Annotated in this window: 22 protein-coding genes, 1 tRNA gene and 1 pseudogene; 10 read left to right on the top strand and 14 right to left on the bottom strand. The window is 73.3% G+C overall.

Annotation, left to right across the window (positions count from 1 at the left end):
* Positions 1 to 274: 274 nt before the first annotated feature.
* The 5 genes from ACFFIC_RS27610 to ACFFIC_RS27590 all read right to left on the bottom strand — a co-directional run bounded on the left by ACFFIC_RS27610 (position 275) and on the right by ACFFIC_RS27590 (position 2,369).
* Positions 275 to 595, bottom strand: coding sequence for a hypothetical protein (locus ACFFIC_RS27610; RefSeq protein WP_377056501.1), 321 nt, complete (start codon positions 593 to 595; stop codon positions 275 to 277).
* Between the two features lie 133 nt (positions 596 to 728).
* On the bottom strand, positions 729 to 1,076 hold the full coding sequence (locus tag ACFFIC_RS27605) for a Rieske (2Fe-2S) protein (RefSeq protein WP_377056499.1): 348 nt from the start codon (positions 1,074 to 1,076) through the stop codon (positions 729 to 731).
* A complete protein-coding gene (locus tag ACFFIC_RS27600) occupies positions 1,073 to 1,483 on the bottom strand; it encodes an EVE domain-containing protein (RefSeq protein ID WP_377056497.1) in 411 nt (136 codons plus the stop codon). The genes ACFFIC_RS27605 and ACFFIC_RS27600 overlap by 4 nt, the downstream gene beginning before the upstream one ends.
* 131 nt (positions 1,484 to 1,614) lie before the next feature.
* The gene (locus tag ACFFIC_RS27595; protein WP_377056495.1) at positions 1,615 to 2,208 is read right to left on the bottom strand and encodes an HdeD family acid-resistance protein; all 594 of its coding nucleotides are present in this window, start codon (positions 2,206 to 2,208) and stop codon (positions 1,615 to 1,617) included.
* Positions 2,209 to 2,293: 85 nt separating this feature from the next.
* Positions 2,294 to 2,369: transfer RNA gene (locus tag ACFFIC_RS27590), tRNA-Ala, on the bottom strand.
* 178 nt (positions 2,370 to 2,547) lie between these two features.
* Here ACFFIC_RS27590 and ACFFIC_RS27585 point away from each other — a divergent pair.
* The 5 genes and pseudogenes from ACFFIC_RS27585 to ACFFIC_RS27565 all read left to right on the top strand — a co-directional run bounded on the left by ACFFIC_RS27585 (position 2,548) and on the right by ACFFIC_RS27565 (position 7,444).
* Positions 2,548 to 2,850 carry a YggT family protein gene (locus ACFFIC_RS27585; RefSeq protein WP_377056493.1) on the top strand — a complete coding sequence of 101 codons (303 nt, stop codon included), beginning with the start codon at positions 2,548 to 2,550 and terminating at the stop codon, positions 2,848 to 2,850.
* Position 2,851: 1 nt separating this feature from the next.
* Positions 2,852 to 3,688 (top strand): annotated as a pseudogene (folD, locus tag ACFFIC_RS27580) (bifunctional methylenetetrahydrofolate dehydrogenase/methenyltetrahydrofolate cyclohydrolase FolD); the annotation flags it as partial.
* 403 nt (positions 3,689 to 4,091) lie between these two features.
* A complete protein-coding gene (locus ACFFIC_RS27575) occupies positions 4,092 to 4,985 on the top strand; it encodes a DMT family transporter (RefSeq protein WP_377056491.1) in 894 nt (297 codons plus the stop codon).
* Positions 4,986 to 5,079: 94 nt separating this feature from the next.
* Complete coding sequence (locus ACFFIC_RS27570; protein ID WP_377056489.1) at positions 5,080 to 6,327, top strand: RsmB/NOP family class I SAM-dependent RNA methyltransferase; 1,248 nt, start codon at positions 5,080 to 5,082, stop codon at positions 6,325 to 6,327.
* A 7-nt stretch (positions 6,328 to 6,334) separates the two neighbouring features.
* Entirely contained in the window at positions 6,335 to 7,444 is a 1,110-nt protein-coding gene (locus ACFFIC_RS27565) for a glycosyltransferase family 4 protein (RefSeq protein ID WP_377056487.1), read from the top strand.
* 19 nt (positions 7,445 to 7,463) lie between these two features.
* Here the strand turns inward: ACFFIC_RS27565 and ACFFIC_RS27560 are convergent, their stop codons facing one another.
* A complete protein-coding gene (locus ACFFIC_RS27560) occupies positions 7,464 to 7,622 on the bottom strand; it encodes a DUF1674 domain-containing protein (protein ID WP_377056485.1) in 159 nt (52 codons plus the stop codon).
* Positions 7,623 to 7,664: 42 nt separating this feature from the next.
* Between ACFFIC_RS27560 and htpX the strand changes: the two genes are divergently transcribed.
* Positions 7,665 to 8,606 (top strand): zinc metalloprotease HtpX, encoded by a 942-nt coding sequence (gene htpX, locus ACFFIC_RS27555; RefSeq protein ID WP_377056483.1) that lies wholly within the window; start codon positions 7,665 to 7,667, stop codon positions 8,604 to 8,606.
* Positions 8,607 to 8,622: 16 nt separating this feature from the next.
* Positions 8,623 to 9,345, top strand: coding sequence for a haloacid dehalogenase type II (locus ACFFIC_RS27550; RefSeq protein WP_377056481.1), 723 nt, complete (start codon positions 8,623 to 8,625; stop codon positions 9,343 to 9,345).
* Here the strand turns inward: ACFFIC_RS27550 and ACFFIC_RS27545 are convergent.
* Positions 9,342 to 9,857, bottom strand: coding sequence for a hypothetical protein (locus ACFFIC_RS27545; protein ID WP_377056479.1), 516 nt, complete (start codon positions 9,855 to 9,857; stop codon positions 9,342 to 9,344). The genes ACFFIC_RS27550 and ACFFIC_RS27545 overlap by 4 nt on opposite strands.
* Positions 9,858 to 10,071: 214 nt before the next feature.
* Between ACFFIC_RS27545 and ACFFIC_RS27540 the strand changes: the two genes are divergently transcribed.
* On the top strand, positions 10,072 to 11,304 hold the full coding sequence (locus ACFFIC_RS27540; RefSeq protein ID WP_377056477.1) for a YeeE/YedE family protein: 1,233 nt from the start codon (positions 10,072 to 10,074) through the stop codon (positions 11,302 to 11,304).
* A gap of 18 nt (positions 11,305 to 11,322) precedes the next feature.
* Here ACFFIC_RS27540 and ACFFIC_RS27535 read toward each other — a convergent pair whose 3' ends face one another.
* Genes ACFFIC_RS27535 through mdoH form a run of 3 tightly spaced genes read right to left on the bottom strand, consistent with a single transcriptional unit; the run spans position 11,323 to position 14,826 of the window.
* On the bottom strand, positions 11,323 to 12,288 hold the full coding sequence (locus ACFFIC_RS27535; protein WP_377056475.1) for a LysR family transcriptional regulator: 966 nt from the start codon (positions 12,286 to 12,288) through the stop codon (positions 11,323 to 11,325).
* Positions 12,285 to 13,076 carry an amidohydrolase family protein gene (locus ACFFIC_RS27530; RefSeq protein ID WP_377056473.1) on the bottom strand — a complete coding sequence of 264 codons (792 nt, stop codon included), beginning with the start codon at positions 13,074 to 13,076 and terminating at the stop codon, positions 12,285 to 12,287. The genes ACFFIC_RS27535 and ACFFIC_RS27530 overlap by 4 nt, the downstream gene beginning before the upstream one ends.
* Entirely contained in the window at positions 13,069 to 14,826 is a 1,758-nt protein-coding gene (gene mdoH / locus ACFFIC_RS27525) for a glucans biosynthesis glucosyltransferase MdoH (RefSeq protein WP_377056471.1), read from the bottom strand. The genes ACFFIC_RS27530 and mdoH overlap by 8 nt, the downstream gene beginning before the upstream one ends.
* A 225-nt stretch (positions 14,827 to 15,051) precedes the next feature.
* Between mdoH and ACFFIC_RS27520 the strand changes: the two genes are divergently transcribed.
* Positions 15,052 to 17,805, top strand: a complete 2,754-nt coding sequence (locus tag ACFFIC_RS27520; protein WP_377056469.1) for a response regulator — start codon at positions 15,052 to 15,054, stop codon at positions 17,803 to 17,805.
* An 8-nt stretch (positions 17,806 to 17,813) separates the two neighbouring features.
* Positions 17,814 to 18,383, top strand: coding sequence for a biliverdin-producing heme oxygenase (locus ACFFIC_RS27515; RefSeq protein ID WP_377056467.1), 570 nt, complete (start codon positions 17,814 to 17,816; stop codon positions 18,381 to 18,383).
* A gap of 60 nt (positions 18,384 to 18,443) precedes the next feature.
* Here the strand turns inward: ACFFIC_RS27515 and ACFFIC_RS27510 are convergent, their stop codons facing one another.
* The 4 genes from ACFFIC_RS27510 to ACFFIC_RS27495 form a co-directional block, all read right to left on the bottom strand.
* Positions 18,444 to 18,779 (bottom strand): FKBP-type peptidyl-prolyl cis-trans isomerase, encoded by a 336-nt coding sequence (locus ACFFIC_RS27510; RefSeq protein ID WP_377056465.1) that lies wholly within the window; start codon positions 18,777 to 18,779, stop codon positions 18,444 to 18,446.
* A gap of 90 nt (positions 18,780 to 18,869) precedes the next feature.
* Positions 18,870 to 19,871, bottom strand: coding sequence for an LLM class flavin-dependent oxidoreductase (locus tag ACFFIC_RS27505; RefSeq protein ID WP_377056463.1), 1,002 nt, complete (start codon positions 19,869 to 19,871; stop codon positions 18,870 to 18,872).
* A gap of 65 nt (positions 19,872 to 19,936) precedes the next feature.
* The gene (locus tag ACFFIC_RS27500; protein WP_377056461.1) at positions 19,937 to 21,268 is read right to left on the bottom strand and encodes an LLM class flavin-dependent oxidoreductase; all 1,332 of its coding nucleotides are present in this window, start codon (positions 21,266 to 21,268) and stop codon (positions 19,937 to 19,939) included.
* A gap of 72 nt (positions 21,269 to 21,340) precedes the next feature.
* Positions 21,341 to 25,147, bottom strand: a complete 3,807-nt coding sequence (locus tag ACFFIC_RS27495; RefSeq protein ID WP_377056459.1) for a cellulose biosynthesis protein BcsC — start codon at positions 25,145 to 25,147, stop codon at positions 21,341 to 21,343.
* Between the last annotated feature and the right edge of the window lies 1 nt (position 25,148).

The raw sequence follows: 25,148 nt of genomic DNA, 5'->3' as shown, positions 1-25,148 counted from the left end.
ATCCCGCGCCGCCTCGGTCACCATCGCCTCCCGCCGCACAGCATCCACCCGCGCACCAGCGGCGATCTCTGGCTTCACGGGAATGACGGAATGGTCGGTCATGGCGCTCCTCCGGGGCTTTGCCCTTCGGGTGCCATCGTCACGTTCGCGCGCAAGGCGTCAAGCGGAGGGGTGCACCTCCACGGATGCGCGGCCCATGCGCGCGCTCACATGACGGAACGAAGCCAGGGTGTGGAGGGGGGCACCGGGGGATTGCTCCCCCGGCATCCTTCATTCAGCGGTAGCGGTAGTAGCGCGGCGGCGGCGGCGGCCCGGCGAAGCGGCGGGGCGGACCGTAGTGGCGGCGCGCATAGGGCCGACCGTAGTAGCCCCGGGGCGGCGGGCCGCGCCAGTGGTCGCGGCCTCGATAATACCGCCCGGGGGGACCGTACTGCACGGGCATGGCCTGCACGGGCGCCCCCTGATCCGTGAACACGGCGGGCGCGACCTGCGCCTCCGCGGCCGGGGCGGTCGCCAGGGCGGGCGCGCCGACCAGAAGGCCGAGAACCAGAGCCTTGCGGCCCCAAGACCCGAGGCGCGCGAGTGTCGCTCGCATGGTGGATTCCTCCTTCGTGGCGGGCCAGAGGGCCCTTCACCAACCCATCTAACGCAGCGAAGCGGGCGGGGTCGCGACGGGAATGCGGCGGGGCCGGGGCATTTCGTTTCGTTTCATGATATGCTGCCGCGCCTCAGAGACCGGCATCGGCTGGCACCAGGATCAAGCCTTCCACCAGCCGTGACTCCACGGCCTCCAGCGAATCGCCCGCGCAGGGGCCGCTGGTGCAGAAGCCGTCCTCCACTCGGAAGCGGGCGCCATGGGTGGAGCAGATGATGTGCCGGCCCGCACCGTCGAGGAAGCGGTGGGGCATGGGCTCCAGCGGCACGCCGAGATGGGGGCAGGCGTTCACGTAGACATGCACGGCCTCGCCGCGGCGCACGGCCAGTAGCCCCGTGAAGCCGCCGGGCGGGGGCGGGAAGCCGCGGGCGGCGCCTTCGGCGATCTCCTCCAGGCGGCAGAGGGCGCGCTCCGCCGTCACAGCCCGGCCATCTCCGACAGCACCGCCCAGTGGGCGGGGGAAACGGGCACCACGGACAGGCGCGACTGGCGGATGAGCGCGAGGCCTTCCAGCCGCGGCTCGGCCTTCATGGCGGCGAGGGTCACGCGGCGTGGCACGGAGCGGAGGGCACGCATGTCCACGCAGCACCAGCGGCCGCTTTCCTCCGTCGGGTCCGGGTAGGCCTCGCGCGCCACCTCCACGATGCCGACGATCTCGCGGCCCTCGTTGGAATGATAGAAGAAGGCCAGGTCGCCCAGGCGCATCTCGCGCAGGTTCCGGGCCGCCAGCGCATTGCGCACGCCAGTCCATGGCTCCACCCCGACGGCCACCTGCTGGTCCCAGGAGAAGGCGTCGGGCTCGCTCTTCACCAGCCAGTGGGCCGTCACGGCGGGGGAGGCCCTGGAGGCAGGCGGGAGATGATGAAAGTCATGGCGTCGGTCCGGTGGCATGGGCGAATCGGCGCCCGCGACCGGCATCGAAGCCCCCTTGGGGCGCCCCGTGCAATGGAGGGGCAGGTTCAGCCCGGCGTGGGGTCGTTGTGGACGCGGCGCAGCCGGACGGCGAGGCCGGCCAGCAGCCCGCCGCCCACCACCGCCTGGATCGCCACCAGCCAGATCAGCGCCAGCAGCCCCGGCCCGGGCGCGGCCACCAGCCAGAGCCCGACCAGGATGCTGAGCAGCCCCGACAGCCCCAGCATCCAGCTTCCGCTGCGCCAGCCCAGCACCGCGCGGAACACCCCGGCCGCCATGGACCAGGCGCCCACCAGCAGCACGAGCACGATGGCGGAGGCGATCGGCATCATCAGCAGCACCGCGGCCGCGACCAGGGAGGCCAGGCCCTCAAGCCAGAGCCAGCCGGTGCCTGGCCGCCGCACCCCGAGCATGGCGGGTCGCCCGGTGACCGCCTGCCACAGGGTGAAGGCCCCATCGAGCGCGAGCCAGGCCGCCAGGGTGCCAAGGATCACCACCAGCCCAAGGCCGGGCGCCATGAAGGCGAAAATGCCGAAAAGAATGGAAACGATCCCGCGCAGCAGCAGCAGCCACCACCCGTTCGCCAGGGCGCGGATCATGCGGAAACGCCCTTCGGGGGCAGGATGCATGGCGATGGACATGATGCGTCGTCTCCGGCGCGGGTTCCTGCGTGGAGCGGCAAAGGGCGCGCAAGGTTGCGCGCCGGAACGAGGGGGGGGAAGTGGATGGTGGAGCTGAGGGGAATCGAACCCCTGGCCTCGTCATTGCGAACGACGCGCTCTCCCAACTGAGCTACAGCCCCGTGCCATCGGCCGCACCGGGGTTGGGCACCGGTGCGCGAGGCGGGCTTATTCCCCGCCAACCCCGCGCCGTCAAGCGCCACTTGCGTTGCGGAACGCGCGAGGGGCGGGCGGGGCATGGCTGGACGGGCCTCATGACCGGCCATACACAACGCCCGACGTGGAATCGGGGGCGGCAGGATGACGGCGATCTTCTGGCTGATCGATCAGGTGATCGGCCTCTATGTCTGGGTGCTGATCATCGCGGCGGTGTTCAGCATGCTCACCGCCTTCAACGTGCTGGACACCCGCAATCGGCTGGTCTGGACGATCGGGGACTTCCTGTGGCGCGTCACCGAGCCCGTGCTGCGGCCGATCCGGCGCTTCCTGCCGGACCTGGGCGGCGTGGACCTTTCGCCCCTGGTGCTCATCCTGCTGCTGCAGGCGCTGCGGATTTTCCTGAACGTCACGGTGTTCCCCGCCCTCTGGCGGCTGGCGGCCTGACGTGACGGCGCGGCTGCTGGACGGCAAGGCGGCCGGCGCGCGGCTCCGCGCGGCGCTCGGGGCGCGCGTGGCGGGCCTGGGTTTCCGGCCGGGGCTGCGGGTGGTCCGGGTGGGGGACGACCCGGCCAGCGTGGTTTACGTCCGCTCCAAGGACCGCGCCGCCAAGGAAGCGGGCTTTGACAGCGAGACGATCCTCCTACCCGAGGACGTGCCGGAGGACGGGCTGCTCGAGGTGGTGCGCCGCCTGAACGCCGACCCGGCGGTGGACGGCATCCTGGTCCAGCTTCCCCTGCCCAAGCACATCGACCCCCAGCGCGTGCTGGAGGCGGTGGACCCCGCCAAGGACGTGGACGGCTTCCACCCGGTCAATGCCGGCCGCCTCGCCGCGGGGCTGCCCGGGCTGGTGCCCTGCACGCCCAAGGGCGTGATGCACCTGCTGGCCGAGGCGGGCGTCGCGCTTTCGGGCGCCCGCGCCGTGGTGCTGGGGCGCAGCGCCATCGTGGGGCGGCCCATGGCGGCGCTGCTGCTGGCGGCGGATGCCACGGTGACCATGCTCCACTCCCGCTCCCGCGACATCGCGGAGGAGTGTCGCCGGGCCGAGGTGCTGGTGGCGGCCGTGGGGCGCGAGGCCATGGTAAGGGGTGACTGGATCGCCCCGGGCGCCGTGGTGGTGGATGTGGGCATCAACCGGCGGGCGGACGGCAAGCTGGCCGGGGACGTGGAATTCGAGGCCGCGCGCGAGCGGGCCGGCTGGATCACGCCCGTGCCCGGCGGCGTGGGGCCCATGACCATCGCCTGCCTGCTGGAGAACACGCTGGAGGCGGCGCTCGCCCGCCGAGGCGCGACCGAGCTGCAGCCCAACGGCGGCGTGGCCGAGGAGCACGCGACGCCCGAGGAATCCTACGGCCACGGGCCTGGCCTAGCCTGATCCGGCCTGGGCCCCGGCGCGGATCCATCACCTCCGGCTGACAAGCTGAAGGCTTCCATGACGTGGCCTCGCAGGTCACCAAGGCGGTGCGGCGCGACCGGCAGCGGCTCCCCCGGCTGCCGCGGACTTCCTCCGCGGATGCGTGCCGCCAAGAGATGGCGGACGGCCGTCACGGGCTCGCCTCCGGCGCCGGGTCCTTCGGCCGCATGATTCCCGGGGGCCTGTGCGGCCGGGGCGGTGGTGGTATGGGGCTGCCGATGCGCCTGATCCCTGCCGCCAGCACCCAGGCCCGCCGGTTGCGCGGGCGCCTCCCATGACGGCGGGCACCCTGCGCTCGGCCGCGCTGGCCGTGGCCTTTGTGCTGATCTGGGGATCCGCCTTCAACGCCGCCCGGGTGGTGGTGCTGGAATGGCCGCCCTTCTGGGCGCTCGCCCTTCGCTTCCTGGTCACCGCGCCGCTCCTGCTCGGCCTGGCCTGGGCCACGAAGGCGCGCTGGCCGGGCCGGGGTGACCTCGGGCGGGTGGTGCTGATGGGCCTGCTGGGGACGGGCGGCTATCTCGCCTTCTCCTGGTGGGCCATGTCGCTCATCCCATCCGGCCTCGTGGCGCTGATCACCGCCGCCACCCCGCTGGTGGTCGCCCTGGGCGAGACGGTGCTGTTCGGCCGCCGTCCCTCCTCCATGGCCTGGGTCGGGCTGGCGCTCGGCTGGGCCGGGGTGGCCCTGCTGGGCGGCGCGCGGCTGGCCGGGCATCTCGGCGACAGCCCGGGGGAGGTGCTGGGCGTGGTTCTGGCGCTGCTCGGCGCCACCAGCCAGGCGGCCGGGCTGCTCGCCTTCGCCCCGGCGCGGGGCCGGGTGGACCTGTGGTCCGCGACGGCCGGGCAAAGCCTGGTGAGTGCCGCCCTGCTGCTTGGGCTGGCGCTGGTGCTGGAGGGGGCGCCGCCCACCTCCGCCAGCCCTCAGGTCTGGCTGGGGCTGGCCTACAGCGTCACCGTGGTGGGGGTTGGCGGCTACGCGCTGCTGTTCGTCCTGCTCCGGCGCTTCCCGCCCTCCACCGCGGCGGCCCTGCAGCTCATGGCGCCTCCGGTGGCCACGCTGATCGGCTGGGCCGCCCTGGGGGAGGTGCTGGGCTGGGCCGATCTGGGGGGCGGCGCGCTGACCCTGGCGGGCCTTGCGCTGCTGTTCCGGGCCCGCGCCAGGGAGGGCTGAGCGGCGCGGCCGGCCCGGCGCGGGCAAAGGGCATGGCGGGGCGGCGCGAAAAGGACTGCACAGGCGCGCTGAAATAGGCCAATCGCCTCCCCCAATGTCCGCCAATCCCACCCGCTCCGCCGCCTTCGCCCTTCTTTCCGCCGTGCTGGAGCGCCGCCGTGGCCTCGAGGAGGCGCTGGACGCCCTGCCGGGCGGCCTCCAGCCGCGCGACAAGGCGGCCGCCCATCGCATCGCCGCCGCCGTGCTGCGGCGCCTCGGCAGCATCGACGCGGTGCTGGAGCCCTATCTCCGGCGGGAGCCCTCGCCGCCCGCGCTGCAGGCGCTGCGGATCGGCGTGGCGGAGCTGCTGCTGCTCGGCACGCCCCCCCATGCGGCGGTGGCCACCGCGGTCGCCCTGGCGCCGCGTCCCTTCGCGGGGCTGGTCAATGCCGTGCTGCGCAAGGTTTCCACCGGGGGCGCCGCGGCGCTGGAGGGGCTGGACGCCGCGCGCCTGGACACCCCACCCTGGCTCTGGTCCGCCTGGCACGCCGCCTATGGCCCCAAGGTTCGCGCCATCGCCGAGGCCCACACCCGTCCGGCGCCGCTCGACCTTTCCCTCGTTCCCGGTGCCGAGGTGCCGGAAGGGGCGGAGGTGCTGCCCAACGGCACCGCCCGGCTGCCGCCCGGCACCCGCATCACCGAGATCCCCGGCTTCGCCGAGGGCGGCTTCTGGGCGCAGGACGCCGCGGCCAGCCTGCCCGCCCGGCTGCTGGCGGTGCGGCCGGGGGAGAAGGTGGCCGATCTCTGCGCAGCGCCGGGAGGCAAGACCGCCCAGCTCATCGCCGCCGGGGCGGAGGTCACGGCGGTGGAGAAGGAGGAGCGGCGGGCGGTCCGCCTGCGCGAGAACCTCGCGCGCCTGAAGATGTCCGCCGAGGTGGCGGTGGCCGATGCCATTCCCTGGTCGGCGGAGCGGCGGGGAAGCTTCGGGGCCGTGCTGCTCGATGCCCCCTGCACCGCCACCGGCACCATCCGGCGCCACCCGGAGGTGCCGCACCTGCGCCGCCCGCGCGACGTGCCCAAGCTGGCCGCGACCCAGGCCGCGCTGATCGAGGCCGCCGCCGGGCTGGTGGCGCCGGGCGGGCGCCTGGTGGTGGCCACCTGCTCGCTTCAGCCGGAGGAGGGGGAGGCGCATCTGTCCCGCCTGGCGGCGCTGGGCCTGCGCCCCGATCCCGTGCGGGCGGAGGAGGTGCCGGGGCTGGAGCAGGCCATCACGCCCGAGGGCGCGCTGCGGACCCGGCCGGACTTCTGGGGGGAGCGCGGCGGGATGGACGGCTTCTTCGTCGCCCGCTTCATCCGGGGTTAGCCTCCGCGTGCGCGTCCTGTTCGTCGCCAACGTCGATTTCTCGTTGCTGCACTTCATCCTGCCGCTGATGCGAGGCGCCCGCGCGCGCGGGCACGAGGTGCTGGCCGCCTGCGCCGAGGGACCGCTGCTGGAGCTGGTTCGGGCGGAGGGCTTCACGGTGCTTCCCGTGCCGCTCTCCCGCAGCCTGTCTCCGCCGGCCAACTGGCGGGCGCTCCGCGCCCTGCGGCGCCTGATGCGGGAGGCGCGGCCGGACCTCGTGCATGCGCATTTCCCGATTTCCGGCCTTCTGGCGCGCCTGGCGGCCCGGATGGAGGGGGTGCCGCGCACGGCCTATACGGTGCACGGCTTTCTGTTCAACCAGCCCGGTCCCCTGTGGCGGCGCGGGCTGTCGCTCGTGGTGGAATGGCTGGGCGGGCGCCTGACCGACACCTTCCTCACCGTCAGCGAGGAGGAGGCGGGCGATGCGCGCCGCCTGCGCATCCACCGCCGGGCCACGGCGGCGCTGAACGGCCGCGATCCCCTGCGCTTCCATCCCGATGCCGGGGCCCGCGCCGCGGTGCGCGCCGAACTGGGCCTGGGCGCGGAGGAGGTGGTGATCACGGCCGTCTCGCGCCTCGTGCGGCACAAGGGGTATCCGGAGCTTCTGCGCGCGGTGGAGGCGGTGCCGGGCGCAACGCTCTGCGTGGTGGGGGAGCGGCTTTCCACCGACCATGGCGGCAACGTGGAGCCGGACTTCGAGCGCGCCGAGCGGACCTTGGGCCGGCGGCTGCGGCGGCTGGGATACCGGCACGACACGGAGCGGGTGCTGGCGGCCTCGGACATCTTCTGCCTGCCCTCGCACTTCGAGGGCCTGCCCATGTCGGTGATCGAGGCCATGCTCACCGGACTTCCGGTGGTGGCGACCGACATCAGCGGCCCGCGGGAGCAGGTGGCGGCGGGGGAGACCGGGCTTCTGGTGCCGCCTGGAACGGTGGAGCCCCTGGCGGCCGCGCTGAACCGCCTGGCGGGCGATGCCGGACTGCGCGGCCGAATGGGGGAGGCCGCGCGGGCGCGGGCGCTGGCGCTCTATGACGAGCGCGTGGTGGTGGCGCGGACGCTGGACCTGCTGGGTCTCTGAGCGCAGCCGCGCGTGCCGCTCAGAAGTCGGTCGCGCGCCCCTTCTGCTCCCAGTCGCCGAAGCGCGTGGGCTCCGGTCCCTTCGGGCCGCCGATCTCGGGCGGCAGCGGGGGCGCCGGGGGCTTGGGCGCCGCAACCGGAGGGGCGGGCCGGGGCTTGGTGTCGTTTGTCTCGGGCATGGTCCCTAGATAGGGACGGACCCCGAAGGAGGAACAGGCCCCGTGTCCGGTTACGCTCGCACCGCCATGCTGATGGCGGCCCTGACCGCCCTCTTCGCGGGCGTCGGTTTTCTGCTCGGCGGCCGGCAGGGCATGGTGATCGCCTTCGTGATGGCGGCCGGGATGAACCTGTTCTCCTGGTGGAACTCGGACCGCATGGTGCTCCGGATGCACCATGCCCAGCCGATCGGGCCGGGGGACGACCCGCGCCTGTATCAGCTCGTGGCGGGGCTCGCGGCGCGGGCGGGGTTGCCGATGCCCGCGCTCTACCTGATCCACGAGGACCAGCCCAACGCCTTCGCCACCGGCCGCTCGCCGGAGCGCGCGGCGGTGGCCGTGACCGCGGGCCTGCTGGCGCTGATGCCGGAGGAGGAGGTGGCGGGCGTCATCGCGCACGAGCTGGCGCATATCCGCAACCGCGACACGCTGATCATGACCGTCACCGCCAGCCTGGCCGGCGCCATCGGCATGGTGGCGCAGTTCGGCGGCCTGTTCGGGCGGCGGGACCGGAACCCGCTGGGCGGGATCGGGGTGCTGCTGGCCATCATCGTGGCGCCGCTGGTGGCCATGGTGGTGCAGATGGCGGTGAGCCGTTCCCGCGAATACGAGGCCGACCGGCTGGGTGCCGAGATCGCGGGGCACCCGCGGGGCTTGGCGAACGCCCTGCAGCGACTGGAGGCCGGGCGCCACGCGATCCCCAACGCCTCCGCCGAGGCGAATCCGGCGACCGCGCACCTGTTCATCGTCAACCCGCTCTCGGGCGCCGGGGTGGACAGCCTGTTCTCCACCCATCCGAGCACGGAGAACCGCGTGCGCGCGCTGATGGAACTGGCGGGCGGGATGGCGCCGCGCCAGCCCGCCGCGCATGGTCCCTGGGGCGCGGCCGCGCCGAGGGGCGGGGCCGGGCGGCCCTGGGAACGCGGCCGGCGCGGGCCTTGGGCGTAGGGGAACGGAGGATCGGATGGTTCTGCAAGGCGTGCGCGCCCTGGTGTTCGACGTGTTCGGCACCGTGGTGGACTGGCGGGGCGGCGTGGCGCGCGACGCGGCGCCGTTCCTTGCGCGGCATGGCGCCGCGGACGCCGATCCGGCCGGCTTCGCCGATGCCTGGCGGCGGCGCTACCAGCCGGCGATGGAGGCGGTGCGCAGCGGCGCGCGCCCCTTCACGCGGCTGGACGTGCTGCACCGGGAGAACCTGGAGGCGGTGCTGCCCGATTTCGGGATCGACCCCGCGGGGGTTCCTCCGGCGGAGCTGGAGGCGCTGAACCTTGCCTGGCACCGCCTGGACCCCTGGCCGGACGCGGTGGCCGGGCTCGCGCGGCTGAGGGCACGCTACGTCATCGCACCCCTGTCGAATGGCAACATCGCGCTGATGATCGATATGGCCAAGCGCGCCGGCCTTCCCTGGGATGCCATCCTGGGGGCGGAGGTGGCCCGCGCCTACAAGCCGGCGCCCGAGGCCTATCTGCGCACCGCCGAGGTTCTGGCCATGCGGCCGGAGGAGATCTGCCTGGTGGCCGCGCACAACGACGACCTCGCGGCGGCCCGCCGCTGCGGCCTGCGCACCGCCTTTGTTCCCCGGCCCACCGAGCACGGGCCGGGGCAGGCGAAGGATCTTTCGCCCGCGCAGGACTGGGACGTGGTGGCGGAGGACTTCGGGACGCTGGCCGCGCGGCTCGGTCTTTAGGACGGCGCGGAGGCCGCCGCGGCCTGCCGCAGCTTCTCCAGGGACTGGAGCGCGCCGCGGGCGGATTCAATGGCCTCGGGCGCCTGCGCGTGCTGCGGCCCGACTTCGGAGAAGCGGGCGCGCATGTCGCGCATGGTCTGGTCATAGGCCGCGTTGCCGTTGAAGCCGCGTGGCGCACGCTCGGCGATCTGCCAGCTTTCGCGCACCTTCTGCATCAGGTGGACCATCTCCGGCGAGGTGGCGCCCGCCTGCGTCGGCCGCGATCCGCCGGCCTCGGCGCGCGAGATCTCCTGCCGCAGGTCCGTGATGCCGCGGTCCAGCATGCCCAGATAGGTCGGCATGTCCGGTGCCTGCGGGGTCGGCGTCACCGGGTTCGCATCCCGGGCGGAGGGGGTGACGGCGGCGGGCGGCGCACCGGCCGTGCCCGTCTGGGCCTGGGCGGTGCCCAGCGGGGCAGCGGAGAAGGGGGCGAGCGCCAGGGCGGCAACCAGCAGGCGGGTTTTCGCGCGCATCGGAAAGCTCCGTGATCGGGTTGGGTGCGAACGCCCGGTTCGATGCCGCGGTTTCGCGAACTGGAACAAACCCGGCTCCCGCCGGCGGTGCCCGCGTCAGCACACGTGGAATGCGCACATTGCATCCTTCGCGGGCGTGAATTGACGCGCTGCCCGCACCAACTCACGGGAACGCAGCATCCGGCACGGTTGCCGCGCGCCGGGAGAAGCCTTGATGTCCGCCTCCACCTTCACCCAAGCGCCGCCCCTGCCTCGCCCACCGGGCGTGCAGGCCGTGGCGGCCACGGGTGCCGCGCTGCTGTTGCTGCTCGGCATGGCGCTGCTGGGGCAGCAGATCGGTGGGCGGCAGGCCGCGCTGTACCTTTTGGGCGGAGCGCTGGGGCTTGTTCTCTACCATGCCGCCTTCGGCTTCACCTCCGCCTGGCGCGTCTTCATCGCGGACCGGCGGGGCGAGGGTCTGCGCGCGCAGATGCTGATGCTGGCCATCGCGGTTCTGCTGTTCTTCCCGGCGCTGTCCGCCGGCACGCTCTTCGGCCAGCCCGTGCAGGGGCTGGTGGCGCCGGTCGGCGTGTCCGTGGTGTTCGGCGCCTTCCTGTTCGGCATCGGCATGCAGCTTGGCGGCGGCTGCGCCTCGGGCACGCTCTACACGGCGGGCGGGGGCTCCGTGCGGATGGTGCTGACGCTGCTCGCCTTTGTGGTGGGCTCCACCTTCGGCGCGGCGCACCTGCACTGGTGGTCGGCGCTGCCCCACCTGCCGGCGATTTCGGTGATCGGCGCCTGGGGCGTCGGGCCGGCGCTGGCCGTGAACCTCGCCCTTTTCGCGGCCATCGCGGCCGTGACGGTTGTGCTGGAACGGCGGCGCCACGGGCGGCTGGTGCAGGCTCCGGCTCCCGCCCGCACCGGCCTGCCCCGGCTGCTGCGCGGGCCCTGGCCCATCCTGGCCGGGGCCGTGGCACTGGCGGTGCTGAACTTCGCCACCCTGGCCCTGGCCGGCCGTCCCTGGGGCATCACCTCCGCCTTCGCGCTCTGGGGTTCCAAGGCGGCGCTGGCCATGGGCTTCGACGTCGCCTCCTGGCCCTTCTGGTCCAGCCCGGCCCAGGCGGCGGCGCTCCAGGGCAGCGTGCTGGCCGATGTCACCTCGGTGATGGACTTCGGCATCATCGTGGGCGCGCTGCTGGCCGCGGCGCTGGCCGGCCGTTACGCCCCCACCTTCCGCATTCCGCTTCGCTCCGCCGCGGCCGCGGTGGTGGGCGGCATCATGCTCGGCTACGGCTCGCGGCTCGCCTATGGCTGCAACATCGGCGCGTATTTCTCGGGCATCGCCTCCGGCAGCCTGCATGGCTGGGCCTGGATGGCGGCGGCCTTCGTGGGCAACGTGCTCGGCACGGGCCTGCGCCCGCTGTTCGGGATGGAGGTGGAGCGGGTGCCGCGCCAGACCGGTTGCTGAGCACCGCCGGCTAGGTCCTCAGGCCGCTCCCGCCTCCGCGCGCTGGTTCTGGCGCCCTTCCGCGGGGCAGTCCGCCACCACCTCCCGCGCCAGGACCAGCAGCAGGCGTCGCAGCCAGGCATGGCCCTGGTCCGCCTCGAAGCGGCGGTGGAAGATCATCGAGAGCCGCATGTGCTTGGTTTCGATGGGCACGGGCCGGAGCGCCAGCCCGTGGACTTCCGCCATCTGCCGGGCGAGGCGGGAGGAGAGCGTCATCACCATGTCCGTGCCCAGCAGGATTTCCGGCACGGCGGAGAGATGCGCCACCACCGCGCCGAGGCGCCGCGCATGGCCGGCCTCCTGCAGCACCCGGTCCATCGCCCCGTCGCGCGAGCCGTTGGGCGAGTGCAGCAGGTGCGGGAAGGCGATGTAGCGCTCCACGCTCATCGGCCCGTCCAGCAGCGGATGGCCGGGGCGCGTGAGCACCATGAAGGCCTCCGGCAGCAGGCGCAGGCGCGTGTAGAGGGCGGTGGGCTCTCCCAGCATGGCAATGGCCAGCTGCGCTTCGCCGCTTTCCAGCAGGGCATGGGCGTTGGTGCGGTCGGCGTGGCGGATGGCCACCAGGATGCCCGGCGCCTCCTGTGCCAGCCGGTTGAACAACGGCGGGGCGAGCACCGCCTCGGCGTATTCCGACAGGGCGATGGTGAAGACCCGGTCGCTGCCCGCGGGGTCGAAGGGCGCGGTGGCGGCCAGGGTTTCCTGCAGCCGGTCCAGCATCTCCTCCACCGGGCGCATCAGGGACAGCGCCAGGCTGGTCGGCACCACGCCCTGGGGGGCGCGCAGGAACAGCTCGTCGCCCAGCGCCGCGCGCAGGCGGTTCAGCGCATTGGACACCGCCGGCTGGGACAGGTTCAGCCGTGCCGCCGCCCGGGTCACGTGCCGCTCCCGCGCCACCGCGTCGAAGACGCGGAGCAGGTTGAGGTCGAAGGTGGACAGGTCCTTCACGGCGCGAAGCCGTAGAAGCGCGCCGGGTTGTCCCAGAGCACCGCGCGGCGCTGGGCGGGGGTGAGGGGAGACAGGGCGCTTTCGCGCAGCGCGGCCTCGTCCTGCGGCAGGTCGGTGTTGGGGTGCGGCCAGTTGGTGCCCCAGAAGAGCTGGTCCGCACCCGCTTCCGCGAGCGCCCGGACCAGCGGCGCGGTGTCGCCGGGCGGCAGGGCATAGGGGGAAGAAAGCTTCACCCAGGCGCGCTTCCTGGACAGCAGGCCCGAGACCAGCGGCCAGGCGGGGTGGTCCGCGAAGCTCGCGGGGGGAAGCAGCGCGAAGTGGTCCAGCACCAGGGGGCAGGGCAGGGCGCGCAGCGAGGCGGCCATTTCCGCCAGCATCTCCGCGCGGGCGAAGATCTGGAGGTGCCAGCCCTGGTCGGCGCAGAGGCGGCCCAGCGCCGGCACGTCCGCGGGCGAGAGCGGCACGCCCTGCACGAGATTGGCACGCAGCCCGCGCACCCCGCCCGCGCTCAGGCGGCGGCACGCGGCGGCATCGGTGTCGGGCGGGATGACGGCGACGACGCAGGATCCGTGCGGGTTCTCGGCCCGCGCCGCGAGATGCAGCGCGTTGTTGAAGCCGTAGGTGGAGGGCTGCACCAGCACGTGGTGGGTGATGCCGATCCGCGCCCGCAGCGCAGCATAGGCTGAAAGCGGCGCGTCCCCGTGCGGGCGCGCGCCGGGATGGGGCGGAAGGGAAGCGTCGTAGACGTGGTGGTGGGTGTCCACCACCGGGAGCGGTGCGTCAGCCATGATGGACCGCATCCTGGACGGGCTGCGCCGCGGGCACCATGCCCCCCACTCCCTTGGGCAGGGGGTGCGCCGCCTCCGCCAGTTCCTCCGGCGTGGCGGCGACGCGGTGGCGCACCAGCCAGGCCGAAAGGGAAGGCGAGGCGGTCCAGACGCAGAGCGGGATGGCCAGGATCGGCCCGGCCAGGAAGGGCCAGGCCAGCCACAGCGCGGTGGCGGAAACCTGCGCAAGCGCAAGCGCGCAGAACAGCCCGAGCAGGGTGTGCGGCAGCAGCAGCCGTGCCGCGTCGCGCCAGGCCACTCCGCGATCCGCCCGGTTCTGCGGCGCCCAGCCGTTTCGCGCGCCGAGCGCCAGGCGCAGGAGCGCGATGCTCTTGTTGATCAGGCTGATGGGCTCGATCAGCAGGGAGAAGAGCAGTTCCGCCGCCGCCCCCCGGAGCACCGCCGCCCGCCCGCCATAGGGCGCGGCACGATCGGGGCGGAGGAGCAGCTCCGCGAAGCCGCAGAGCTTGGGCGCGGCGTTGCCGAGCCAGGTGGCCAGGAGCAGCCCGGCCAGGGCACCCATGGGTGTCGCGGCGCCACCCCCCGAAACCGCGTTGCCCACCGCCGCCAGCAGCATGCCCAGCCAGAGCGGCGCGCACAGGAACAGCAGCATCGCCTGCGCCAACTGCCAGCGCCCCATGGGGCGAAGGCCAGGGCGCAGGATCAGGTGGCGGTACTGCATGTTGCCGGCGCCCCAGCGCACGTCGCGCGCCAGGAATTCGGGCAGGGCCGGAGGGTTGCCCTCCAGGCTGCCCTCCTCCGAGGGCAGGCAGCGCACGCGCCACCCGGCCGCGTGCAGCCGCACGGCCTCCACCTGGTCGTGCGACAGGATGGCGCTGCCATCCGGCAGGGACGGGAGCCGCGCGTGCTCGCGAAAGGCGGCGATGCGGAGGATGGCGTTGTGGCCCCAGTAGGGTCCGTCATCCAGTTGCCACCAGCCCTGCCCGGTGGCCCAGGCCCGCATGCCCGCCCGCATGCCGAACTGGAACAGCCGCGGAAAGGCCCGCGGCGCGGGCCGCCCGACGATGAGCTGCTGGATCAGGGCCAGGCGCGGATCGGCCCGCATGCCCCGCACCATCCGCAGCACGGCGGCGGCGGACATCTCCGAATCGGCGTCCAGCATCAGCGCTAGGTCGTGGTCGCCGGCGTGGCGATCCAGGAATTCCATGACGTTGCCCGCCTTGAAGCCGGCGTTGTCCGCGCGGCGGCGGTGGCGGACGGGGATGCCGCCCGGGCGGGAGGCCGCGAAGGCCGCGATGGCGGTGTCCTCGGCCGCGGCATGGGTGGGGTCGCGCGTGTCGGAAAGGAACCACAGGGTGAACCGCCCGGCCTCGCCCGCCGCTTCCAGCCCGTGGAGCAGGCGGGCGAGAGGGAGAAGCACCGCCTCCATCGGCTCGTTGCGGATGCAGACAGCGATCACGGTGCGCAGGGGCGGCCCGGGCTCGGCCGCCACCTGGGGCACAAGAAAGGCGGGTGCATCGGGCTTGGCCAGCAGGATAACCAAGCCGACCAGGGCATTGGCCAGGCAGATCGCCGTCCAGGGCAGGGTGCCGAAATAGAGCGCCGCGATCGTGACTTCCCATCCTGTCCAGCCACCCGGCGACAGCACGCGCCAGAGCAGCCCGGCCAGGGGCGTGGCCATCGCCAGGCAGAGAAGAAGGAAAGCCGCGCGCCGCAGCACGGGGTGCTCGCCCGGATGATCTTGGTGCATCACTGATCAGGCTCCGCAGCCCGCGTGGCAAAATCACGGCCCTGGCCACGCGCTTGTGTCGAGCCTGGGTTCCGCGGCGGGTTGGGAGCCGCCGGGGCGCCGAGTAAACTATGTTGATGAATGCGGGATGGTTGAGCGGGCGATGGCTCCGAATGGCATGAAGGGGCAATCGGCCCCTGGCCCGGATGTAGGTGCCCGAGGGCCGGCTTGGCGCGTTCCATAGGAATGAGTGTCCTGTCCCGTCATTCCCGCCGACGCGGCCTCGCCGTGCAGGCGGGTGCTTCCCCGCCTGACCGTGCCGATTCCTACTGCGCGCAGGAGCCGATCCATATCCCCGGTGCGATCCAGCCGCACGGGGTTCTTCTGGTGGCCGACCCATCGCGCAACCTGACGGTGGTCGCGGCCAGCGAGAACGCCGGGCAGCTCGCGGGTTCCACCGCCTCGAACACGTTGCTGGGTCTGCCGGCGGCCCAGATCCTGGGGAAGGATTTCACCGCCACGCTGGGAAGCATGGCCGCCGCCGGGGAGTTGCCGGGAGAAGCACCCTGGGAAACCGGCCTGAACCTGCCCGGCGGCGCCTTCGAGGCCGCCTGCCATACCCAGGACGGCATGGTCCTGATCGAGCTGGAACCCGTGGCTCCCCGGGACGAGGAGGAGGCCCTGGCCTCCGCGCGCGCCCTGCAGCGTGTCATCGCCCGCCTGCGCGCGGCCGGCGGGCGGCTGCAGGACCTGGCCCGGGTGGCCGTGGAGGGCATCCGCCAGCTCACCGGCTACGAGCGCGTGCTGATCTACCGCTTCGACCGGGACTGGCACGGGCAGACCCTGGCCGAGGACAAGGTGGCGGACTGGGAACAGTCGCTGGACGGGCTGCACTTCCCCGCCTCCGACATTCCGGCCCAGGCGCGGGAGCTCTATCGCCGGAGCCTCATCCGCTGGGTGCCCTCGCGCGATGCGGTTCCGGTGCCGCTGCATCGCGATCCGATCTGGGAGGCAGCCGACCTCCCGGCCCGGCCCATCGACCTCTCCTTCTCCCGTCTGCGCAGCCTCGCGCCGGTTCACCTGCAGTACCACCGCAACATGGGCGTGGACGGCTCCATGTCCCTGTCGATCCTTCACGAGGGCGAGCTGTGGGGCCTGATGGTGTGCCACCACCGCCGGCCGCACCGGCCCTCCCCGGGGCAGCGCGCGGCGGCCGCGGCGCTGACGGACGCCTTCGCGCTGCGCGTGGGCAGCGCCGAGCACCTGGGGGCGGAGGAAGCCCGGCGGGCCGATTCGCAGCGCCTGGCGGAGTTGATCGCCCACATGGCGGAGGCCGAGGACGTCAGCTCCGCCCTGACCGCCGGTTCCGTCACCATCGCTTCCCTGTTCGGCTGCACCGGGGCCGCCGTGCTGCGGGGGAGCGGGGTGGACCTGCTGGGCGCCACGCCGGCGGGCGCCGATGTGCGGCGCCTCGCCGCCTGGCTGCGCCAGCGCGGCGGGGAGGAGATCTTCCACTCCGACAACCTGGGAAGCGAGTTCCCGGACTGGGCGCCCCATGCCGCCATCGCCAGCGGCGTGCTGGCGGTGTTCCTGGCCGATGACCGGGCCGACATGATCCTCTGGTTCCGGCCCGAGGAGCCCTCGATCGTCAGCTGGGGCGGCAACCCCCACAAGGCCGTCACGGAGAGCGGCGGCTCCGTCATGCCCCGCCAGTCCTTCGAGCGCTGGGTTGAGGAACGGCACGGCCATGCCCGCCCCTGGGCGCGGTGGGAGCTTGAGATCGCGGCGACGCTGCGCCATGCCATCACCCAGGTGGTCATCCGCAGCCTCACCCGCATCGCCGAGCTGAACGACCGTCTCCGGCAGAGCCAGAAGATGGAGGCCGTGGGGCAGCTCACCGGCGGCATCGCGCACGATTTCAACAACCTGCTTGCCGGCATCGTCGGCAGCCTGGAGATGATGCGGGCCCGCGTGGCGCAGGGGCGGGTGACGGAGCTGGACCGCTACCTCGGTGCCGCGCTGGGTTCGGCAAACCGCGCGGCGGCCCTGACCCATCGCCTCCTCGCCTTCTCGCGCCGGCAGACGCTGGACCCGCGGCCGACCGACGTGAACCGCCTCGTCGCCTCCATGGAGGAGCTGATCCGCCGCACCATGGGGCCGGAGATCCATGTGGAAACGGTCATGGCCGGCGGGCTCTGGACGACGCTCTGCGATGCCAACCAGCTGGAGAATGCGCTGCTCAACCTGGCGATCAACGCCCGCGATGCCATGCCGGACGGCGGCCGCCTGACGATCGAGGCGGTGAACGCGCGGCTGGACGACGCCTATGCGCGGCGCCACCACGACGTGGCACCCGGACAGTATGTCGCCATCTCCGTCACCGATTCGGGCACGGGCATGCCGCCCGAGGTGGTGGCCCGGGCCTTCGACCCCTTCTTCACCACCAAGCCACTTGGCCAGGGCACGGGGCTGGGGCTCTCGATGGTTTATGGCTTTGCCCAGCAGTCCAACGGCTATGTGCGCATCTACAGCGAGGCCGGGGAGGGCACCACCGTGCGCCTCTACCTGCCGCGCAGCCAGGACGAGGCCTCGGCCGATGCGCAGGCGCCGGACCTCCCTGCCGCGGCGACGGCGCCCGAGGGCGGGACCGTGCTGGTGGTCGATGACGAGGCCGTGGTGCGCATGCTCGTGAGCGAGGTGCTCCGCGACCTCGGCTACGGCGTGGTGGAGGCCAAGGACGGTGCCCAGGCGATCCGCGCGCTGGACGCCATGCCGCGGATCGACCTGATGGTGACCGATGTGGGCCTGCCGGGCGGCATGAACGGCCGCCAGCTGGCCGATGCGATGCGCGAGCGGCGACCGGGCATGAAGGTGCTGTTCATCACCGGCTATGCGGAGAACGCGGCGGTGGGGAACGGCCTGCTCGCGCCGGGCATGCAGGTGATGACCAAGCCTTTCGCCATGGACGTGCTGACCGCCAAGATCCGGTCGATGTTGTGAACGGGGCCGTGAAGGCGCTGGCCCCCTCGCTGCGGGACATCTTGCGGGACGGGACGCGCGAGGAGCACGAGCGGCTGGATGCCGGGCTCGACCTGATGGGCCCGGGGCTGACCACGGCACGCTATCGGACGGTGCTCGGGCGGTTCCATGGCTTCTGGGCGGGGTGGGAGCCACGCGTGGCCGCCGAACTGGCGGATGACGCCTTTCTGGCCCCGCGGCGCCGGCTGCACCTGTTGCAACACGACCTGCTGGTCCTCGGCGCGGCGCCGGAGGCCTTGCCGGTTTGCCCGGCGCCACCCATCCAGGGGACCGCGGAGGCGATGGGTTCGCTCTATGTGATGGAGGGCTCGACGCTGGGCGGCCGGGTGATCCTCAAGCGCCTGGGCGCGCTCGGCCTGCCTGCCGGGAGCTGCACCTATTTCGCGGGCCACGGCAGCGCGACCGGCACCATGTGGAACGCCTTTCTCCGGCGGCTTGAGGCGGAGACGGACACGCCCGCCATCCTGCGCGGCGCCAAGGCCACCTTCGCCGCCCTGGGCGACTGGCTGCTGGGCGACCCGCTGCCCCGCAGCGGCTGAAGCCCGCCCCGCGGCACCCTCGCCACGGGGCGAGGGCCGCGGGGCGGAAAACCGGCCTCCTCAGCGGACGCCGAGGAGTTCCACGTCGAAGACCAGGGTCGCGTTGGGCGGGATCACGCCGCCGGCGCCGCGCGCGCCGTAGCCCATCTCCGGCGGGATGGTCAGGGTGCGCTGACCGCCCACCTTCATGCCCGCCACGCCCTCGTCCCAGCCGCGGATCACCTGGCCGGCGCCGAGCTTGAAGGAGAAGGGGTCGCCGCGATCGCGGGAGCTGTCGAACTTGCGGCCCTTCTTGTCAGAGGCCGAGGGCTCGAAGAGCCAGCCGGTGTAATGCACCGTGACCTGCTTCCCCGCGACGGCCTCGTCGCCCGTGCCCTGCTTGCGTTCCTCGATCATCGCTCTCTTTCCTTGCTTCGAAGGCGGGGTTCTATCCGCGCGGGGCGGGGGCACCAAATGACGAGGGCGCGGGTGTCCAGGAGAGTACCCTCAGGCCGCCACCGCCCGCTCCGACGCCACCTCGGCCAGGATGGAGAAGGAGCGCTTGCGCGCCGCATGGTCGTGGATCTGGCCTGTCACCATCAGCTCGTCCGCTCCGGTGCGGGCGACGAGGTCGCGCAGGCCCTGACGCACCGTCTCGGGCCCACCGACAATGGAAACGGCGAGGGAGTTGCGGATCATCGCCTGGGCATAAGGATCAAGGCTCTCGAAGAACCCCTCGCGCGGGGCGGGCAGCTTGCCCGGGCGGCCGCTGCGAAGGTTCACGAAGGACTGCTGGTGGGAGGAGAAGAGAAGGTTCGCCGCCGCGTCCGTTTCCGCCGCGTGCACGTTCACGCCCAGCATCACATGGGGGCGCTCGATATGCCCGGAGGGGCGGAAGCGCTCGCGGTAGATGGCGACCGCCTCCTCCATGGAGCCGGGGGCGAAGTGGGAGGCGAAGGCGTAGGGCAGGCCCAAGGCCGCCGCGAGCTGGGCGCCGTAGGTGGAGGAGCCGAGGATCCAGACCGGCACGTCCAGCCCGGCGCCGGGCACAGCCTGCACGCGCTGGCCGGGCTGGGCCGGGCGGAAATACGCCATCAGCTCCATCACGTCCTGCGGAAAGGAGTCGACGTCGGCCTGGAGGGTCCGGCGCAGGGCATGCGCGGTAACCTGGTCGGAGCCGGGGGCGCGGCCCAGGCCAAGGTCGATCCGCCCGGGGTACAGGGCAGCCAGCGTGCCGAACTGCTCGGCGATGGCCAGGGGGGCGTGGTTCGGCAGCATCACGCCGCCGGCGCCAATGCGGATGCGCGAGGTCCCGTGGGCCACGTGCGCGAGCGCGACGGCCGTGGCGGCGCTGGCGATGCCCGGCATGTTGTGGTGCTCGGCCATCCAGTAGCGGTTGTAGCCGAGGCTTTCCGTGTGGCGTGCCAGATCGGCCGAGTTTCGCAGCGCCTGGCCGGCGTCGCTGCCCTCTGGCACGGGGGAAAGGTCAAGAACGGAGAGCGGGATCATGCCTGCCATATGGGTGGGCAACCCGCCGGTTCGACAGGCCCGCTCCCCGGAAATTGGGGTGGTGCCTATCCCGGGAAGAACCGGTTCCCCGGCCGGGGCAGCCCCAGGTTGTCCCGCAGCGTCCGCCCTTCGTACTCGGTGCGGTGCAGGCCGCGGCGCTGTAGCTCCGGGATCACCTTGGAGGCGAAATCGTCCAGGCCGCCAGGCAGATAGGGGAACATGAGGTTGAAACCGTCGCAGGCGCCGGTCTCCAGCCATTCCTGCATCTCGTCCGCGATGCGCGCGGGCGTGCCGGCCATGGCCGCGCCGGCATAGCCGCCAAGCCGCTGGGCGAGCTGGCGGACGGTCAGGTTCTCGCGCCGGGCCAGGCCGATGGCCCGCTCGCGCCCGCTTTTGCTGGCATTGGTTTCGGGGATGTCCTCCGGCAGGGGGGCGTCCGGGTCGAAGACGGAGGCGTCGGTGCCGAGCGCGACGGAGAGGGAAGCGACGGCGCTGTCGTAATGCACCCCGCTGTCCAGGATGGCACGCTTCTCGCGGGCCTCCTCCTCGCTCTCGCCCACGATAACGAAGGCGCCGGGCAGGACCAGCAGATGCGCGGGGTCGCGCCCGGCCTTCTCCGTGCGGGCCTTCACGTCGGCGTAGAAGGCGCGCGCGATCTCGATCGTGCCGCCGGCGGCGAAGATGACCTCGGCGGTTTCGGCCGCCAGTTGCCGGCCGTCGTCGGAGGCTCCGGCCTGGACGATCACGGGGTGGCCCTGGATGGGGCGCGCGACGTTCAGGGGACCACGGACGGAGAAGTGCTCTCCCTTGTGGTCGAGGACGTGCATCTTGTCTGGATCGAAATAGGTGCCGCTCTCGACGTCGCGGATGAAGGCATCATCCGCCCAAGAGTCCCAGAGTCCCTTCACCACGTCGATGAACTCGTGGGCCCGCCGGTAGCGCGCGGCATGCTCCCAGTGCTCCTCGCGGCCGAAATTCATGGCCTCGTTGGGATTGCCCGACGTGACCACGTTCCACCCCGCGCGGCCCTGGCTGATGTGATCGAGCGAGGCGAACTTCCGGGCGACGTGCCAGGGCTCGTTGTAGGTGCTGGAGGCCGTGGCGATCAGGCCGAGCCGCTCCGTCACCATGGCGAGGGCGGGCAGCAGCGTCAGCGGATCGAAGCTGGTTGTGGTGGCGCTGCGCTTGAGCGCCTGGATCGGCATGTTCAGCACGGCCTGGTGGTCGGCCATGAAGAAGGCATCGAAGCGCGCGGCTTCCAGCGTGCGGGCGAAGCGGACGAGGTGGTCGAGGTTGAAGTTCGCGTCGGGAAAGGCGCCTGGATAGCGCCAGGCCGCGGTGTGGATGCTGACCGGGCGCATGAAGGCGCCCAAGCGAAGGCGGCGAGGAGAGGGCATCGGGGCTCAATTCACGGCAGTCTGTCGTGTATTGATATGATTGCCCCGATGCCGCGCCGCAAGGCGCCGGGCTCAGAAGCGGTTCTGGAGCCGCATCAGCACCCGGGTTTCGTCGAAGTTCGCCGCCTTGTCGTAGCGGACGGCGCCGCCGAGGGTGAGGGTGGGGCTGATCGCCCAGTCCACCTCCGCCCGCACCCCGCCGACGAAGCCGCTCTGCGACTGTCCGGCATAGAAGGCGCTGACCGGCGATGCCGTGCCGACCGTCGCGGCGGCGCGCGCCTCCGCTTCCGCCTGCAGGCCCGGGTTGTTCGGGAAGAGGGCCGCGCGATCCTCGCGATAGGAGGCGTAGCCCGCCGTGGCGCCGAGCCGGTAGCTCACATCGCCGACCCGGCCGCGGTAGTCCACGGGGATGTTCAGCGCGGTGTATTGCTGCGGGCTGAAGTAGCCGCCATGGCCAAGCGTGAAGTAGCGCAGGTTGCGGTCGTAGCCGAAGTAGACGAGGTCCACGCCCGCGGTCAGCTCGCCGCTGGCCGACTTGGTGATCGGCAGCGAGACGCCCGCCCCCGCCTCGACGCGGGTGTTCTCCGCGACGTTGTCGCCCTCGAAGCTGGCATAGCCGCCGCCGGCATAAGCGAAGCCGGTGCCGATCGGAACCTCCACCTGGCCGCGCCCGCTGGTGCGCATCACCGGCCCCATCGAGATTCCGGTGCGGTCGTCCACCGCGCCGGCCCAGGAAAGCAGGCTGTCCGTCACCGCGCGCCGCTCACCCGCGACACGGATGCGCAACTTGTCCGACAGGGCGGGCGACACTTCGATTCCACCGACGACGTTGTTGTTCCTGAAGCCCAGCGGGGTGGTGCCCACGTCGAGCTTCAGCCAGTCACCGCGCACGTAGTTCAGCGCCAGGGCGACGCCCGCGGCGCTGGTGTCGCGGCGCTGGGCGACGGCGGCCGCGTCGGCCGCCAGGTTGGTGTTCAGCGCATTGGTGCCGAAGCGCCGGAGCGCCTGCACATCCGCGTTCGGCGATCCCGATTCGATGGTGACGGGCTGCACCGATGCGGTCAGCCGCCCGCCGAGCGTGCCGGGCGAGATCCCGGCCTGGAAGGTGGCCCCGAGTTCGGTCAGCCGGTCCAGGCCGCGGTCACCGGAGCGGAGGCGGCCGGCGGCTCCCGCGGTGAGCAGCGTGCCGGTTTCGTTGCGAAGCGCGTCGCTCTCGGCCTGAATGCCACGTAGCACGGGGTCGGTGGGCGTGGCCGAGGTGAAGGTCGGCCCGCTTCCGGTGGAGGCAGCGCGCAGGAAGGGGTTGGAAAGCCCGGCCATCGGCACGGCGCCGGCCGCGGCCGCGACATTCGCGCGCGCGGAACCGCCGAGTTCGGCCTCCCGCAGGGAGGCGGCCATCTCGAGGGCGCGCCGCGCACGGCCCTCGTCGCCCGCGGCACGGGCCACGCGGGCTTCAAGCAGGGCTACGCGGGAGTCGCGGGCGCTGTTGGCCTGCGCCCCGGCCAGCAGGCCCTCGGCCCGCTGGCGGTCACCGAGCGCCAGCGACGCCTCGATCGCGCTGCGCCGGGCATCGATGTTGCGGGGATCGCGCACCAGCACGGCCTCGGCCACGCGCAGCGCCTCCTCGGGGCGGCGGGCGCCGAGGTAAAGGCGGGACAAGGCCAGGCGGGCATCCCCGTTGGCCGGATCCTCTGCCAGGACGGGGCGGAGGCGCTCGAAGGCGTCGGCCTGGTCGCCGGCTTCGTTCAGGCGGTCGGCGGCGCGGATGGCCACGCCGGCGCGGAGCTGGGCGAGGTCGCGCCGCTGCTCGGCCGTTGCGCCCGACGCCTCGGCCTCGGCGGCCAGCGCCGTTGCCTCGGATTCGAGGCCGGCGCCGAGAAGGGCGCCCGCGATGGCGATCCGCGCGGCGGCGCCCCCGGTCGCGCGGTTGGCGACCGCGACGCGCGCGGCCTCCGCCGCCCCGGCCCGGTCATTCGCCTGCCCGAAGGCGCGGATCACCGAGACGGCGGTGCTGCCCGTCGGGTCCGGCCGCGCCGCGAGGGTGAGAAGGCGCGCGCGCCCCTCCATGGGGCTGAGCGGCAGGAGGGCCGCGGCCGACTGCACCTCGCGCTGGCCGCGGATGCGGGCGGCCAGCCGCGACATGTCCGGGCTGCGCCGGTTGGGCGGCACGCGCGAGAGAAGGGCATCGGCGTCAGCGTTGCGGTTGTCCTCCTCCGCGAGCAGGGCGGCGGCATAGGCGGCGTCGGGGTTGGCGGTGCGTGCGGCCAGCTCCTCCACCGTCGCGCGCGCCTCGGCGCCGCGGCCCTGCCGGCGCAGCGCGCGGGCCAGGTCGAGCCGGGTCCAAGGGTCTTCGGGCGCCGCGGCGACGGCGTTGCGGAGGATGGCAGCGGCGGCGGCGGGGTCGGCCACGCGCGCGGCCTCGGCACGGTAGGAATTCGATTCGGCGCTCGTGTTCGGCGGAGCACCCGAGGCGGCGCGGCCCGCGGACTGGGCGGTCGCGAACTCGGCCGGGCGGCCCTGGGCGCGAAGCGCGGCGTTCAGGCCCTGCTGTGCGGCACCGAAGCCGGGGCGGCGGCTGAGGGCCGCGCGGAAGCGGGCCTCGGCGCCGGCGGCGTCGCTGCGGCGCAGCGCGAGCTCGCCCAGCACCACCTCGGCGTCGGAGCGGTCGTCCACCTCGCGCAGGGCGGCGCGGCGGGCGGCGGCGTCGGCCGCGTCCAGGTCGTTGCGGCGCAGGCGTGCCTGCGCCTCGGCGACGTCCGTGGAGTAGGAGGCGGCATCCAGCGCCTTCTGCCATTGCTGGGCACGGGCGGGATCGGCGGCCACCGCGCGCTCGAGCAGGCGGCGGGCCTCGGGCTGGTTGCCCTGGCGAAGGCGCACGACGCCGAGACCGCCGAGTGCGTCCGCATCACCGGGATTGCCGGCCAGGATCGTCTCGAAGGCGCGCGCGGCCTCTGCCGCCGCGCCGGAATTCAGGCTGGCAAAGGCGGCCTGCCGCGCCGGGGCGCTCGGGTCCGTCGGCACGGGGGGAGGGGCGGCGCGCAGGGCCTCGAGGCGCCGGCGCAGTTCCGCATCATCGGGAAAGCGCTGGAGATAGCTCTCGATGACGGGGGCGGCCGCCGGGTCGTTGCCGGCGAAACCCAGCGCCGCGCGCCAGGACTGCCGGGCCTCCTGGGCAACCTCCGGCCTGTCCGCCAGCTCGGCCAGGCGGCGGATTCCCTCGGCGCGGGTGGCGGCGGAATAGGTCAGGCCCTGGGCATGGGCCAGGCGCGTGCGGTCGGTGGCGTCGGGGCGCGCGGCCAGGGCGGCCAGGCCGCGCTGACCCTCGGCACGGCCAGCTTCGGTGCCGGACAGCGTCTGGTAGTATTCCTGGGCATAGACATCGGTCGGCCCTTCCGTGCCGAAGACCTGCCGGTAGCGCTGGGCGGCGGCATCGGCGCGGCCTTCCCGCGCGAGGCGCCGGGCTTCCTCGACGGCGTTGCGGTCGATGGCCGCGCCGCGCACGGCGCTTTCCGCCTGCCCCCGCTGCTCCGGCGTGGCGCCGGCGGCGCGCAGCCGGGCGAGGATGGCGTTTGCCGCCTCCCGGTTGCCGCGCGCGACCTCGAGCCGGGCGGCGACCGACAGCACGGCCGGGCTGTCCGGCGCCGCGGCGAGCGCTCGCTCGACGGCGGGGGCCGCGAGGTCCGTCCGCTGCTGGGCCAGCCAGCGCTCCGCCTGGCGGACCAGCACCTCCACCGCGCCAGGCGTCGCGCCCCCGGGCGCATTGGCGGGCGTGGCGCCCGTGGGCGCCGGTTGTGCCATCGCCAGGCCCGGCCACGCGGCCAGTGCCAGCGCGACGCGCAGGGTTCCCCGGCCTTTGGCCGAATGCTTCCCCTTTATCACC

This window comes from Muricoccus vinaceus, from assembly GCF_042433125.1.
Taxonomy (GTDB): domain Bacteria; phylum Pseudomonadota; class Alphaproteobacteria; order Acetobacterales; family Acetobacteraceae; genus Roseomonas; species Roseomonas vinacea.
The sequence above is the reverse complement of the archived record's forward strand: the minus strand, read 5'-3'. Positions and strand labels throughout refer to the sequence as shown.

Excerpts from the sequence above, each read along its gene's own strand:
- ACFFIC_RS27500 (WP_377056461.1), bottom strand. The coding sequence starts at position 21,268 with ATGCCCTCTCCTCGCCGCCTTCGCTTGGGCGCCTTCATGCGCCCGGTC.
- ACFFIC_RS27530 (WP_377056473.1), bottom strand. The coding sequence starts at position 13,076 with ATGGCTGACGCACCGCTCCCGGTGGTGGACACCCACCACCACGTCTAC.
- ACFFIC_RS27520 (WP_377056469.1), top strand. The coding sequence starts at position 15,052 with ATGAGTGTCCTGTCCCGTCATTCCCGCCGACGCGGCCTCGCCGTGCAG.
- ACFFIC_RS27540 (WP_377056477.1), top strand. The coding sequence starts at position 10,072 with ATGTCCGCCTCCACCTTCACCCAAGCGCCGCCCCTGCCTCGCCCACCG.
- ACFFIC_RS27585 (WP_377056493.1), top strand. The coding sequence starts at position 2,548 with ATGACGGCGATCTTCTGGCTGATCGATCAGGTGATCGGCCTCTATGTC.
- ACFFIC_RS27505 (WP_377056463.1), bottom strand. The coding sequence starts at position 19,871 with ATGATCCCGCTCTCCGTTCTTGACCTTTCCCCCGTGCCAGAGGGCAGC.
- ACFFIC_RS27595 (WP_377056495.1), bottom strand. The coding sequence starts at position 2,208 with ATGTCCATCGCCATGCATCCTGCCCCCGAAGGGCGTTTCCGCATGATC.
- mdoH (WP_377056471.1), bottom strand. The coding sequence starts at position 14,826 with ATGCACCAAGATCATCCGGGCGAGCACCCCGTGCTGCGGCGCGCGGCT.
- ACFFIC_RS27575 (WP_377056491.1), top strand. The coding sequence starts at position 4,092 with ATGACGGCGGGCACCCTGCGCTCGGCCGCGCTGGCCGTGGCCTTTGTG.
- ACFFIC_RS27560 (WP_377056485.1), bottom strand. The coding sequence starts at position 7,622 with ATGCCCGAGACAAACGACACCAAGCCCCGGCCCGCCCCTCCGGTTGCG.
- ACFFIC_RS27545 (WP_377056479.1), bottom strand. The coding sequence starts at position 9,857 with ATGCGCGCGAAAACCCGCCTGCTGGTTGCCGCCCTGGCGCTCGCCCCC.
- ACFFIC_RS27510 (WP_377056465.1), bottom strand. The coding sequence starts at position 18,779 with ATGATCGAGGAACGCAAGCAGGGCACGGGCGACGAGGCCGTCGCGGGG.
- ACFFIC_RS27550 (WP_377056481.1), top strand. The coding sequence starts at position 8,623 with ATGGTTCTGCAAGGCGTGCGCGCCCTGGTGTTCGACGTGTTCGGCACC.
- ACFFIC_RS27610 (WP_377056501.1), bottom strand. The coding sequence starts at position 595 with ATGCGAGCGACACTCGCGCGCCTCGGGTCTTGGGGCCGCAAGGCTCTG.
- ACFFIC_RS27570 (WP_377056489.1), top strand. The coding sequence starts at position 5,080 with ATGTCCGCCAATCCCACCCGCTCCGCCGCCTTCGCCCTTCTTTCCGCC.